This is a genomic window from Pseudomonas sp. RL (assembly GCF_000647775.1).
Lineage (GTDB): Bacteria > Pseudomonadota > Gammaproteobacteria > Pseudomonadales > Pseudomonadaceae > Serpens > Serpens flexibilis.
Genome location: NZ_JBOY01000051.1, coordinates 1 through 13,866, shown reverse-complemented (window position 1 = coordinate 13,866; position 13,866 = coordinate 1). Strand labels below are relative to the sequence as shown.

7 protein-coding genes and 1 pseudogene are annotated in these 13,866 nt (G+C 59.6%); 3 read left to right on the top strand and 5 right to left on the bottom strand.

Going from position 1 to position 13,866, the window contains the following annotated elements; translation table 11 throughout:
* Positions 1–71: 71 nt before the first annotated feature.
* Positions 72–1,166 (top strand): annotated as a pseudogene (locus AS93_RS0109200) (Tn3 family transposase); the annotation flags it as partial.
* Positions 1,167–1,764: 598 nt separating this feature from the next.
* Positions 1,765–1,926, top strand: a complete 162-nt coding sequence (locus AS93_RS20595) for a hypothetical protein (protein ID WP_155956129.1) — start codon at positions 1,765–1,767, stop codon at positions 1,924–1,926.
* A gap of 72 nt (positions 1,927–1,998) precedes the next feature.
* Here AS93_RS20595 and AS93_RS0109190 read toward each other — a convergent pair whose 3' ends face one another.
* Genes AS93_RS0109190 through AS93_RS19945 form a run of 3 tightly spaced genes read right to left on the bottom strand, consistent with a single transcriptional unit; the run spans position 1,999 to position 6,206 of the window.
* Positions 1,999–3,459, bottom strand: coding sequence for a hypothetical protein (locus tag AS93_RS0109190; protein WP_027590343.1), 1,461 nt, complete (start codon positions 3,457–3,459; stop codon positions 1,999–2,001).
* 15 nt (positions 3,460–3,474) lie between these two features.
* Complete coding sequence (locus tag AS93_RS21220; RefSeq protein ID WP_155956128.1) at positions 3,475–5,322, bottom strand: inositol monophosphatase family protein; 1,848 nt, start codon at positions 5,320–5,322, stop codon at positions 3,475–3,477.
* Positions 5,319–6,206: an SEL1-like repeat protein gene (locus AS93_RS19945; protein ID WP_051587414.1), complete on the bottom strand. Its 888-nt coding sequence runs from the start codon at positions 6,204–6,206 to the stop codon at positions 5,319–5,321. The genes AS93_RS21220 and AS93_RS19945 overlap by 4 nt, the downstream gene beginning before the upstream one ends.
* Before the next feature lie 84 nt (positions 6,207–6,290).
* On the opposite strand from AS93_RS19945, the gene AS93_RS20250 reads away from it, so the two are divergent.
* Positions 6,291–7,265 (top strand): transcriptional regulator, encoded by a 975-nt coding sequence (locus AS93_RS20250; RefSeq protein ID WP_037008809.1) that lies wholly within the window; start codon positions 6,291–6,293, stop codon positions 7,263–7,265.
* Between the two features lie 77 nt (positions 7,266–7,342).
* On the opposite strand, the gene AS93_RS0109170 is transcribed toward AS93_RS20250, so the two are convergent.
* Together AS93_RS0109170 and AS93_RS0109165 are read right to left on the bottom strand one after the other, a co-directional pair.
* Entirely contained in the window at positions 7,343–10,540 is a 3,198-nt protein-coding gene (locus tag AS93_RS0109170; RefSeq protein WP_037008806.1) for a UvrD-helicase domain-containing protein, read from the bottom strand.
* Positions 10,541–10,542: 2 nt separating this feature from the next.
* Complete coding sequence (locus AS93_RS0109165; protein WP_027590340.1) at positions 10,543–13,173, bottom strand: PD-(D/E)XK nuclease family protein; 2,631 nt, start codon at positions 13,171–13,173, stop codon at positions 10,543–10,545.
* Positions 13,174–13,866 lie beyond the last annotated feature (693 nt).

Sequence of the window (13,866 nt, the reverse complement as noted above, 5' to 3'; positions counted from 1 at the left end):
TCAATCTCACCGGAGAATATCGCTGGCCAAAGCCTTAGCGTAGGATTCCGCCCCTTCCCGCAAACGACCCCAAGATGGCGGAATCGTGCCCCGGCACGACCTACGCCAAGCTGGCCTGGCTGCAAGCCTGGCACATCCGCGACGAAACCTACGGGGCGGCACTGGCCGAGCTGGTCAACGCGCAGTTCCGACATCCCTTCGCCGAGCATTGGGGCGACGGCACCACGTCATCGTCGGACGGCCAGAACTTCCGCACCGGCAGCAAGGCCGAGAGCACCGGCCACATCAATCCGAAATACGGCAGCAGCCCAGGGCGGACGTTCTACACCCATATCTCCGACCAGTACGCGCCGTTCCACACCAAGGTCGTGAACGTCGGCGTGCGCGACTCGACCTACGTGCTCGACGGCCTGCTGTATCACGAATCCGACCTGCGGATCGAGGAGCACTACACCGACACGGCAGGGTTCACGGACCACGTCTTCGCGTTGATGCACCTGCTGGGCTTCCGCTTCGCCCCGCGCATTCGTGACCTGGGCGACACCAAGCTCTACATCCCGAAGGGCGATGCCACCTACGAGGCGTTGAAACCGATGATCGGCGGCACGCTCAACATCAAGCACGTCCGCGCCCATTGGGATGAAATCCTGCGGATGGCCACCTCGATCAAGCAGGGCACGGCGACGGCCTCGCTGATGCTCAGGAAGCTTGGCAGCTACCCGCGCCAGAACGGCCTGGCCGTCGCCCTGCGTGAGCTGGGACGCATCGAGCGCACACTGTTCATCCTGGACTGGCTGCAAAGCGTCGAGCTGCGCCGCCGCGTGCATGCCGGGCTGAACAAAGGCGAGGCGCGCAACGCGCTGGCCCGCGCCGTGTTCTTCAACCGCCTGGGGGAAATCCGCGACCGCAGCTTCGAGCAGCAGCGCTACCGGGCCAGCGGCCTCAACCTGGTGACGGCGGCCATCGTGCTATGGAACACGGTCTATCTGGAGCGGGCCGCGAACGCCTTGCGTGGCCACGGTCAAGCCGTCGATGACGGCCTGTTGCAGTACCTGTCGCCGCTCGGCTGGGAGCACATCAACCTGACCGGCGATTACCTCTGGCGCAGCAGCGCCAAGATCGGCGCGGGCAAGTTCAGGCCGCTACGGCCGCTGCAACCGGCTTAGCGTGCTTTATTTTCCGTTTTCTGAGACGACCCCTTGAAGCGTCACCAGGCTGGGAATTTGGACCAATCCTCGAAATCCCCACTCCCACAAGCAATCGCACGCTCACGAGATACGTTGCGGATATGCCACGCGAAGTTCATGTGGTGGTAGGCATGAGCAAGATCGATTTGAAGGTAACCCTCGTTGTACTGCAAGGGCTCATGGCGATGACGAACCAACCCACTCTCCAAGCATTCGATGGCTAGCTTGAACCGCCCCGGGTCTCGCGGAGGCTATTGTGTTTGAGTCAGGCGGCAGTCGGGTGATCTTGCCCTAGAAGTCGTGGACGCCCCGTTAAGCGATAAACTGCGACGAGGTGAACCATGGCAAGACCGAAAAATCCGATGAAGCAAACCCGTACCCGTCATTCCGAGGCCCTGGCGCTGGCCGAGTTCGTGAAATACGGACACTTGCCTCGATAGTAAAAAGGGATGGAGTGAACGGACAAATGTCGACCTCCACGGTTCAACTTTTTCGTACCTGTTTCCCACCGAGACATCAGATGTCCTGACCCAGTGGGACCATGTTGGCTCAGCACAAGCCAACAGGAGTTCCACCTATGTCTACCTACGAAGTCACTATGGGTCGTGCAGGCGGCGGCAGCGCCACCTTCAGGGTAATCGTGCATGGCAACTCGGTTAACGATGCTCGCCGCGCGGCTGAAGCACAGAATCCGAACTACAAGGCGCAAGCCATCAAGCAGGTGTGGTTGCCGAAGTAAAACTAAAGGCCTGCCCCTGATAGGGGCAGGCCTTTTTTGGTTCGAGCGGTGGGCGATGTTCCAGTTTCTGGGTTACAAACCTGCGCTCAACTGCACCGCAAAATCCTCCATGCTGTCGGCATAGAAACGCGTATAGAGCGCCGTCGGCCTCCCCTTCTGGTCCAGCAGGCCGAAGTGCTTTCCAACCCCGGAGCCAACGCTCAGAAGTGTCCCGGCGGCGCCATGGGTTCCCGCAAAACCGCTCATCACCAGCGCCTGCAAGGCTTGTTTGTTGCTCAAGTCAGCAACCTGACCCGCCAACCACGCATCCACAAGGCAGACGCTTTCAAGTTCATCACCCGGGTGCAGCGAGTCCTGTCCGCCCATTGCGGCATAGAGTCCCCTTTCGCCACCCGCAACGATGGCGGCCAACACCTCCATGGAACGCCCCCAAAGACTGAACTCACGGTCGGAAAACGGGAAGCAGTATGCACTGGCAGTGCTCAGCTTCACCGGATTAGCGCGCTGGGTTTGCAGCCATTGCTGAAACCCCTGGGGCGTAGGTGCGCCCCCGCTGCTTCGATGCTCCAAATAGTCACGCAGCGTCTGCGTGAAGGGGTGGTTGGTAGGCACCCACTTCTTTTCCGTCCGGATGTCCTCGTCAGCTTCCTGCGGAAGCGCTTCGGAAACCACGGTCGCCGCTTGTGCGGCAGATTCGAGTCCGAAGCAGCGCAAGTCGTAACCCAGCATGAACAGGCACGCTTCGAACGCGTGGCAACGATCCGCCAGCTCTCCTTCGCGGGCGAACCAGTCGGTGCGCTCCAGCACCGCACGGATGATCCATCCCAGGCGCAGCTGGGATCTGGCCCACTCATGGTGCGGTACGTGCCGCGAATAAAACTGCGGCGCTGCTCTATGCCCTGCGAAAGCACCCGGATCCCGAATCTGCTGGCCACGCGCCGGTCCACTGGGAAAGCTCAGCGCCGTTCCAGCCAGCTCCTGCTGCTTACGGAACAACTCATGCAACATCCCGATCGCAGCGCCGACACGACTGTCGTAAATCGGCGATCCACTGCGGTCTAGCAATGCGTAGATCTTGGTAAGACCCGAATCAAAACGAATGACGCTGTCGGCATTCAAGGCGCTGAGGTTGGCATATTCCCCCGGGCTCAACAGGCTGACCATGCGCCGCAGATGGGCAGTCAACTCGCCGCGATCCTGCAGGTCTTTCAGAAACGGGCGAGCACTCCTCACCCCGCCCCAGCGCAGTACATCGCAACTGGCCTGAAAAGCCTGAGCGTTATCGTCATGCTCAACCGCATCTCGCAGCCTGTTGCGTAATTGGCGAAGAACTTCCCGCGTTTCCTGCCAATCCACTCCCCAGCGGTAATGCTCGAGCACCTGCTCAAACCCCTCAATGCGAGCCCGCAAGCCACCCGGCACAAACTTGCTCGGCTTGAAGATCAACTGCACCTGCAAACCCGGGAGGGTTTTGACCAACCAATCAACAAAGGCGCCAATGTCTTGCTGCGCCAAAAACGCTTCGCGTTGCATATCCACTCCTGACATTTAACAAACTGCTTCCAGGGACGACGACAGACTGCAAAGCTCCATGGCGAGCCTTACCATATCCTCAGGCCAGTATTCCGCCGGCCGGGGCATCATCGTGTCTTCATGTGCCCGGCAGGACATCACGGTCAACGGTAGTTTTGCGTCGAGGCTGGCGATTCCCTCCACTGCACCTACCAGTGCCCCGGCGATACAGGCATTGGTGTCGGTATCGCCACCGTGCATCGCTGTGTCCGTGATCGCATCCATCACACTGCGGCCGGACATTAACTGGAGGAAGGCATTGTGCAGCGCGGTCAGCACCCAGCCCATGCTGTGCTGGAAGTCGGGCACCGCTTCGCCCGCCGCCGCGGCACTCAGTTTCTGCCGCACGAGGGAACCCGCCTCGTCGTCGCTTAGTTGAGCCAGCGCGGTAACCAGCATGTCCTGACGCGTTCCACCGGCCACACCGACAGCGATGGCGGCAGCATAGGCGGCATTGGCCTCCTGACAGACCGGGTGCGGATGGGTCAAGCTCGCGTCCTGTCGCGCCAGTCGCGCGGCCAATGCGGGACGACCCTGGGCGGCAATGCCGATCGGCGCCACACGCATCAGCGCGCCATTGGCCTGACTTTCGCGGCTGGCGGACTCCTGGCAGGCTTCGGCAGTCGACAGCTGCGCGTAACAAAGTGCCCCAGACAACGCCCGCCGAATGGTGTTGCCCAGATCGAAAGGCCGCGAGTCCAACCAAGCCACATAGGCGTTAGCCGCATCATCGAGACAGTAGCCCTGGCAATCCACCAGGCTGCACGCCAACGCCAGAGCCAACTCGCCATCATCGGTCGGCTGACCGGCGAGGATGTTCCAGACGCCACCGTCCTCCATCAGCAACGGCCTCTGTTGGCTGCGACTCGCAATCTCCTCCGCACTCATGAATTCCACCTGAGCGCCCAAATTGTCACCGATGAACAGGCCGGCCAGGCAGCCGGCAGCCCGCTGCATTTGCTCGCGCGCCGGGTAACGGCGCGGCCCCCGCGGGCGGGCTACGGTCGAGGGCGTGCGTAGCGCTTGCTCCCAGGGTCGCCGAACCAGCGCCTGGCAGGCGTCGGCGGCGCCACCGAAGCAACGCTGAGACACCGAGTCCAGCGAGTCCGCATAGCTCAGCGGCTGGCCATCCTCGCGCAGCAGCACACCTCCGGCGCCGCGCAGCAGGGCATGACCCGCCGCGACATCGTGAGCCGACAGTTCCACCAGCGACACGGCACAGATGCCGTCACCGGCAGCCACGCGTGCAAGGCGGTAGGCGATGCTGGGCATGGCAATGAAGCGCGCGGGTCGGCACAGCTCGCTGTTGACCTCGGGCTTGCGGGCCGCGGCGGCACTCACCCAAACCAGCCCGTCCTTGCTCAGTTGTGTGGCGCGTAGATCACCTAACACCGGCTGGCCATTGCGCAGCAGATGCGGCAGTCCTTCCGCCCAGGCGATGCAGTCCCTGCCACGATCGGGGCTGATGGGGGCATATACCACACCCAGCACCGGTACACCGTTGTGCAGCAGGGCGACGGAAATCGAGGTGCCCGGCAAGCCGCGCAGGAAGTCGGAGGTGCCGTCATGCGGATCGACCACCCAGCAGTACGGATGGCCCGTCAGGCTGGGCTGGGTTTCTTCACCCCAGAAGTCGACGTCCAGCAGCTCCAGCAGCCCTTCACGCAATTGCGCTTCGATTTCCTCATCGACGTCGGCCGACGATCCGGCACCACGCGGACCACCCGCACGGTCCCATTCGTCAAGTAGCAGCTGCCCCGCCTCTTCAACCCGCGCAATGACGTTTTCCAGCAGTTGCGGCAGCATCCGTTCAAAGTTATTCACTCTTGCACCTCCAACCTCAGCTTGTACGGCCAATAGGGCAAATCGTTGTCAGGGTCATAGGAAAGGCGATGGCTGCGCGCGGCTTGCTCATTCCAGAAAGCCAGCATCCTGCCGCTGGGGTCCAGGCGGCGGCCTTCCTCCGACTCATAAAACTCACACAGATGGCCGATGGCTTGCGGCTCGTCGTTCAACGCAGCCCACTGCAGCCAATACACAGCACTCACCGGGTCATGAACCGGCTTATGGGGATCAAGCAGCAACATGCCCAACTGATAGGCTGCCGATAGATCTCCGAGCTCCGCGCCGCGCAGCAGCCACTTGCGGGCCTGCTCCAGATCCACTTCATGGCCTTCCAGGCTTCCCCAGTACAGGTAGCCCAGGCGGGTGGCGGCAGCCGCGATACCCTCGGCCTCAGCCATTCGATAGAAACAGTTCTGCTTCTTTACGCTGTCCGAGTCGGACATGAGTTCATGGTTTAGCTGCTCAGCCAGGTTGAACCAGGCTTCGCCAGAACACCCCATGACGGCAGCCAGTTCAAAGAGGCTCTTGGCCAGATATTGATCAGCCGGATAACAGAGCTCGTTGGAGATAATCCAGGCGAGATCATTTAGCGCCTCGCCATCGCCCTGTAGCGCCTGACGGCGCAACTGTTTGTAGCGTTTGCGCAACCAATCTGCGTCGTGGTTGCGCGTTCGCAGGGGATTGATGGCCGTGAGATATTCCTGCCCTTGCCCGAGCTCGTGCCCCTCGGCCTTGAACTCCATCATCCTTAGGGCCGGCATGCCATGCCCATTGGTAGCAGCTTTCCGACTCCGAAAATGAAGCGCTTTAGCCGGTGGCAAGGCGATCCTTATCTTGATCAGTTCCGCGGTTGCACCCGTCATGCTTGACTCCCTTTTGATGCTGGGTGCATGGTCCCACGCCATCGGGACATCTGATGTCCCATTGCCATAATGAAAGAGTTTTTTGTGAGCCAACTGAGTCGCCAGCTGAGCATCCTGAAGATACTGCTCCATACAACCCAGCCGCTAAGCACCACCGAGATCAATGAACGGCTACAGTCGGTCGGTGTGAGCCGGAAAACCATCCAGCGTGATCTGGAAGCATTGGAAGATCTAGGCGTCCGTTCCCGGAGGGTCGGGAAATCCTGCTATTGGCGGCTGGACAGACCATCGCTCAAACTGAGCATGCCTCCCAACGAGGCGATGAACCTGGCGATGATCTTTGATCATGCCCGTCGTTTTGGCATGGAAACCCAAGTTGCTGACTTCACGGAGTTCCATCAGTACGTCAATAGGACGCTTAAGCAGGCTAACCCAGGCATTGACTGGTCGAAGCGTCTCACCAGCACTACCCGCTTTATTACTCTGCAGCCGAGCAAGGTGGACTCCAAGGTACTGAAGGAGCTGCAGAAGGCGATCCTCGAAGGCCGCTCGGTACAGGCGGTTTACCAGGCCGCCAACGCCCCGGAGCCGAAAACCTACCGGCTCAAGCCTCTGGGATTGTCGTATCAGGACTCCAATATTTATCTGTCTTGCGTGTTTGACGGACGTCCCGGCCAGCTCGCCGCACTGCCACTGCACCGCTTCCTGTCGGTCTCGGATATTCTTGAGCAGATCCCCGCACCCGACGACTACGACATCAATTCGGTCGAGGCACAGCGCAGCCTGATCAGCCTGGAAAGCGAGGAGCCGGTCCGCCTGGTTCTGCGCCTGCATGGCGATAACCTGTACCGGCGCTTGCGGGAGAACCCGCTCAATGAAGGTCAGCAATTGCTGCCGGATACCCATGGCACCTGGCGTTTGGAAACAAGCATGTTGCTCAGCCAAGGCTTGGAATTGTGGTTGCTAGGTCAGGCCGCTGACCTGGAAGTTCTGGAGCCGAGCGGCTTGCGGGAAAAGATTGCCGACAAGGCCCGGAGAATGGCGGCCCTGTACCAGTAATAAGCCGCGACGCGCTCAGTGCGGTAGCGCGTCCGGGTAGCCGGCAACCAGGCATTGCTTGGGAAGAAGCGTCTCGTCTATAAACCGATACTGAGCGCACCGCCTGCAACCGGCAGAAACAACCAGCGCTCAGTCACTTTTATTCCAGAAGCCCGCTCCACACCATTTGCATACGCCGCCACCTGCCCTCCGTACTCGGTGGCCAGCTGATCCCAATGATCTAGCTGCAACTGACTGGACTTGTGATCAATCAAGACCCATCCGGCGTCGGTTTCCAGCAGCAAATCGATCCGGCCATTCAACACCTGTCCGGATGGCAAGTGGCTTTGCACGGCAATCTCGGCATACGGTCTCGCGCCTGGCCAGCGGCTGGCCAGCCATTCATGGAACGCGCTGATCTGTCGCATCACGGCTGCGGGCGAAAGATGGGGCAACACGCCAAAACCAGACAGGACATTTTCGACCTCCCTCACGGAAAGGGGGGCATTCCTATCGGTGAAAGACAAGCCAATACATGCATGAATAGCTGTGCCAAGAACGCTCATATCAGCGCCCTGGGCGACTGGAATGCGTTCGCCGACGCTACACTTTTCCAAAACAGCGGTCGGGATCGGCATTGCGAACGACGGATTAAAGCTGAGCGGCAAGCGCGATTCCACACCGGATGCGCTCGGGAACCAATACAGCCCCGACGCAGGTTGTGCGACATTTTCCGGATCTGCCGCCGGCTCAAGCATCCAATGCTTGGCCGCAATACGCTCGCCACAGGGCAGACTCACGTGATCCAAGCCGGCTTCGGGCAGCAACCAGGGCGCCTCAACACAATCGAGCCATTCGCCGCTCAATTTGCGGCCGGATCGGGCAAGTACCAACAGATCCCGCGCCCGGGTCATGCTGACATATAGGAGGCGTTTGGATTCTTCGATGGCCATTTTCCGGAAGCCATCGGCGGTCGGTGTGGGCGCAATCGCGTCGGACACAGCGACTTTTTTTTGCAGGCCAAATGGCCAGGGCCAATAACGGATGTACCGACTGGCCAGCGGATTCTGTGCATCGAAGCCCGTCCCTGATTGAGCGGAGATCGACCAGAGTCGGTCTTTGATGTCCTTGGCCAGGTCCGTGAGGATAACGACAGGCCATTCGAGTCCCTTGGCGGCATGATGTGTCATCACCTTGACCGCATCAATGGCAGGCTCAGCCAACAGATCCTGTCTCTGCTCGGCAATTTCACCGAGCCATAAGATCAGCCCCGATATGGAAGCTGCGAGCCGTCCGCCACGGCAATAGTCTTCATACCGTTCGGCGAGCTCGATCAATGCCTCCAGGTTGGCCAGCCGCACACGAACACGGGCCGGATCCGTCGTCCAGCGCACGATTTTTTCCGTAAGGGAGCAGCTAGTGATCACTGCCACTAGGGCTTCTCGAGGTGTCAATACCGGCAGGCTGGACCGTAGAGCGGCGATGGTTTCCAGCACTGGGTGTGCCGAATGACCCTCCATGGTCTGTTCGAGCCAGAGATGGGCCTCCCCACCTTGTGCCAAGTAATTCAGCCTGTCTGCCACCCAAATTTCAGGCTGCAAACAGTCGGACAAGGAAATGATTTCAGCCGTGGCCACGGTATCGCCCGGATCGTTAAGCCGACGCAGACAAGCCAGAGCCAGCGTGGCTTCGGGTGTGGCCAGCAGACCCGGTTGCGCAGTGGCGACCGGAATCCCCTGCGCCGACAACGCAGCTGCTAGAACCCCCACGCCCTCATTGGAGCGCGACAGGATGGCGATATCGCCAAACTGGACCTGGCGCTGCTCCTTAGTGGCCTTGTCGTAAACCTCGTATTCTGGGTCGTCAATTAACTTAAGGACTCCAGACGCCAGCGCTGAAGCTTCCGACTTTGCGTTCTTGCCGCCAAGAATCCAGTTGGCAAGCGCTGGGCCGGTCAAGGATTCCGTGCGCTCAGGATTGAGCTGGACTTCTTCCCGGGGCAAGGAGTTCTCGAAGGCGTGGGTAAAGACCGCATTGATGGTCTTCACGAGTTCCGGGCGCGACCGCCAGGACGACTGCAGAACCTCCTTGGCTCCCCCCAGATCCGGCAAAGCGCGGAGGATGGCCTGCATGAGTTCAGTATCGCTACCTCGGAATCCGTAAATTGCCTGCTTAATGTCTCCAACCCAGTACACTTTTTTGGCAAAGCGGGCCAGCTTCAGAAAAAGTGCAAGCTGAATCGGACTGGTGTCTTGAAATTCGTCAACCATCAAAAGATCAAGCTCGTCATCGAGCACAGCCGCCACTTCGGGGTGATCAAGCAGCCCAAGCAATTGGTGCTCCTGATCAGTAAAGTCGAGAACACCGAGTTCCTGCTTGAGATCCTGATAGTGTTCCAGCGCCTTGGCTGCAAGATCGAACATCAGTTCGAGGTAACGTCTGAGATCAGCATGCAGCCTACCGTGTTCAGCCACGCGTCCGGCTAAATCAGCTATCGGTTCGATGGTCTGATGCAAACTGACTTCGGGGGCCGCCTTTGCCACTTTGACCCATTCACTCCAGGGAGCAACCTGCTTCTCCAGATCGCTGGCAAACCCTTTGATCAGATCCAGGTAGGCGTTGGTGTTCTTTTTGCCACCCGATAAGGCAGCTGCTTCGATGGTCGGTAACGCCAGCCGGATCGCGTTGAGCAGTTCGGTATCGAGGCACTGAGCCGTCGGCTTTGGGAAGTGGCTTAGCAAGTCATCGGCATTGGCCTGCGCGAAACCGCGGACCTGAGCCAGCGGGATGTCGTTGCTGCGAATCTGGTCAACCAACGCCTTCAGGTCATCGCGCCAATTACTCTTGTAGGTATCCCCGGAATCCGGCTCTAGCCCCAGACGGCGAACCAGACTCAGCAGTTGACGCATCTCCGAATCATCGAGCACCGCATCAATGGCCCGGCCTAGCAGCATCCCGGCTTGAACTTCCTCCAGCACCTGTTGTTCGGTGGACAGACCAGCTTCAAACGAAAAGCGCACAATGAGTTGACCACACACGCTGTTGACCGTGCCGATCCTCGCCTGCCCCATGACATTAGCCAGGCTGAAGTTCCCCTGTTCAAGCAGATGCTCGCGCGCACGCTCTCGTAGTTCCGTGGCCGCTTTCTTGGTAAAGGTGGTCGCAATAACACCGGATGGGCGGACACTGCCGGCGGTCAATTCACGGTGCAGGAGCTCGGTCAGCCGATAGGTCTTGCCGCTCCCGGCCCCGGCGCTAATGAAGGTGATGTGTGCTCCCGACGATTTGGACGTCATGCTCAGCTCTCCCATCCGGCAAGGGTCCGGTAATCGTTGTAGGCCTGGTTGAGCGTTTCCATAGCCATCCCGTGCTCGGGCGGCGTGGAATCTTCTGTCACGGGGATCGAGTCCAGCACAACCTCGAACCGACCCGACTGAATTTGCGCCACACGCCAGCGCCAGGTTGTTAGGAAGCGTTGCCATAGCTGCGCCGTGTTCTCTTCATCGGCAGGCGGCACCACGACAGCATCGGGGAAAATGTGGTCGTCAGGCGCGAAGAAGCGGGCCCCATCGAGAATGTAATAGGCCACCGACGGCCACTGGCCGCTCTCCTGCCGAAGGAGCTCGGCATAAATGGCCAGTTGAAGATGGCGGTTCTGCCGGAGCTTTTCCGGGAATTTCTTGGCCCCGGACCATTTCATGTCGACGACGGCGCGCTCGCCTCGACCGTTCCGCATCACTAGATCCGCCGAGCCCACCAGCTCGCCCCCTGGGAAGTGGCCGGAAACCTTGTACTCCGGCACCACACAGACCATGCCGGCCTTTGCCACCTGCTCGCGCAGACTCTGCATGGACCTAAGCAGACGGTAGCGAAACTCTTCCAGATCGGCGCGGCGCCCCGGGGTGTGCAGGACAGCGCCCTCCTGATCAACCAAGGTTTGGAAGGCATCGTCGAACCAAACATGAAATGCCGATACCGACATCGACAAAGCATTCGGATGCAAGAAAAACTGCTCGACGAGTCCATGCGCCAAATTGCCGAGCATCCGAAAATCATTACTGAGATTAATGATGCTCGACGGTTGAAGTCTGGCTGGGTATTGCAGCAGCCATTGGTAAGGGTTGAACAAGAGCTTTTCGAGGCTGGAGAAGGATTCCTTCGGCCTCATGTTAACGGAGACACCGTCCGGCAACTGCCACCAGCGTTTGGGCGCTGGAAGCGGCAGAGGCGTGACGGGCACCATGGCTTCGCCAGGGAGAGACTCAAGAAGCCTCTCCAAGGCAAGCACTTGGGGTTGGTCGACTACAGCGCCGATCATTTGCCAGATGGGGTGTACCTCTGTTCCGGGAGGGGGAAGCACCAGCACCAATTGCGTCTGGGCAGCGAGCACTGGCCGCAACCAACTGGCAGCGACTTCTTCGAGCCGCTCGGAAACCGACGGCAATATCACCCCCGCCGCCTGCAGAGCACGCAACTCACTTCTCGACCAGGGGTCATTGCCGGGTAACGCTGGCATCACCAAGGGCGACCAGATCACGCGCTCGACCGACTCGAGTACCGCGCCCGGGTTGTTGACCACCTGGCCTGCTCCGACTTCGGCTGGCCAAAGAGGATTGTCGGTACCGTTGGCGGTGACCTGCGCGACAAGCTTCTGCAGCTGCCTCGGTCGGATGGACGAAGCCCCCTGCGCTTGCAGGGTCTTCACCGAGTCCAGACATGCCTTGCACTGACCGTATCCGGCATGAAAAGCGAGTCGCCGGGCGGTATCGGCGTCGCCTAGGCGCAACCGAAAGAACTCAGCCAATCGCTCGACCCGCTCAATCACTGCCTCCAGTGGAGCGCCGGACTCAAACGGAAATCGAGCATGTTCGATCCAGAGCATGATCTGCTCGCGAACGTGGGGCGATCGTTCCTGGCCATAGTGCTCGTCGAGCTTAGCCAGGACACGTTGCCAGTACGCTCCACCAATACCCGGAGCGTCGGCGATCTTTTCGGCGAGGTAACGGCGGGCATATCCAGGGACGGGGCACACCGGGTTTGTCAGGAACTGCACCAGGGCGTGATAGTCGGTCGGAGCCCAGAGCAACTCCAACGCCAACGGCAGGACCTGAAGCGCTGGACGGAACGCACTGATTTCCTTGAGCCCCTGTCGCGGCATTCGAGCAACGGCAAGCTGGGCATCTAACCGTGCGCCGTCGGAACCGGATACCAACAGCGTCGGGCGATCCGCCGCGAATTGAGTCGCAAGCCAGTGGTCAGCCAGAGTCGGTGTTTCGGCCTGGACGACGAGAACGGAGCCGTCATCCTCCCAGCGGATTTTTTCGGGAGCCTGTCCACAGGCTGCGGACTGGAGCTGTCGTTGAAGGCGTCCCAGGAAGCCTCGCCCAGCCCCTCCAGACGGCACCGGACCAACGACAGGAAGCGCAGCAAGAACCGCTTGCCAGGCGATCGGAAAGGTTTCGAGCGCTTCCACGAGCAACACCTGCTCAATGTCCGGCTTACGGTGCTGTAGCTCAATCTGTATGGCCTTAAGGCGCTGACCGATGCCTGGGGACACAGTCGTGCTAGCCAGAGCTTCAACTTCCGCCAGATCTCGCAAACGTGGTGGTGCCTCGGCGGCCATAGCGCCGTTCCAGCCATGCAGAAACCACTGATCCCTCCAGTCGAGAAGGCAGGCAGCCGTACCCAAGGGATCTGTTTCAAAACTTCGATGAAAGAAATGCTGCTCTGAATCGATTTTTTGCAAACAATCCAGGTACTGGACGATGCGCTCGGCTTGAGAGAAATGGGGCCTCAGGAGCCCTAATTGGGTTTCGAGAATGTTCAAAAAACCCAGGGGGCCGACCAACGACGCACCGAGTGAATCAACCGGCGGCGCAGGACGCTGGCCGTCGAGGTGATAGCCAAAGGTGATGCGTTGTCCTTGCATAGAAAGCTCCCTGCTACGTTCCTGAATTTTCTCTGCTTACGCTGCATATGCTTGTTTTAACAGGAAAATATCTTTGGTTCGACCGATATTCCTCGTATCAGGCCATGCCCCCTACCTAAAGCGCTACCAGGCTGGGAATTTGGACCAATCCTCGAAATCCCCACACTCACAAGCAATCGCACGCTCACGAGATACGTTGCGGATATGCCACGCGAAATTCATGTGGTGGTAGGCATGAGCCAGATCGATTTGAAGGTGACCCTCGTTGTACTGCAAGGGCTCATGGCGATGGCGAACCAACCCACTCTCCAAGCATTCGATGGTCGACTCTAGCTGGCCGATGCATTCGCGGAGATGACTGATGATGAGGTCGCAATTGTTCATGGGCACCGCCGCCTCAAGGGAAAACCATGCGCTGAGTTTCCACCAGCTGCACGACAGAATGGGTCGTGTCCTGATGCGACCCATTCTGTCGCATCCAGGCTGCATGCTTGGGTCAGTCGTTCATCAGAGCTCTCGAAGCAACTGAACATGGAGAAGCTCAGGCGAACGTGCCTAACATGCATTGCCGGGTCCGATTGCCGTACCATGGACTTCAACATCTGCGACAAGTCCCCGCATACAACGCTTAGCGTGACATGATCTTGCCCAGAAGTCGTGGACACGGGTTTAAGTACTCATCCGGGCTTCGAA

Excerpts from the sequence above, each read along its gene's own strand:
- AS93_RS20595 (WP_155956129.1), top strand. The coding sequence starts at position 1,765 with ATGTCTACCTACGAAGTCACTATGGGTCGTGCAGGCGGCGGCAGCGCC.
- AS93_RS0109190 (WP_027590343.1), bottom strand. The coding sequence starts at position 3,459 with ATGCAACGCGAAGCGTTTTTGGCGCAGCAAGACATTGGCGCCTTTGTT.
- AS93_RS19945 (WP_051587414.1), bottom strand. The coding sequence starts at position 6,206 with ATGACGGGTGCAACCGCGGAACTGATCAAGATAAGGATCGCCTTGCCA.
- AS93_RS0109170 (WP_037008806.1), bottom strand. The coding sequence starts at position 10,540 with ATGACGTCCAAATCGTCGGGAGCACACATCACCTTCATTAGCGCCGGG.
- AS93_RS0109165 (WP_027590340.1), bottom strand. The coding sequence starts at position 13,173 with ATGCAAGGACAACGCATCACCTTTGGCTATCACCTCGACGGCCAGCGT.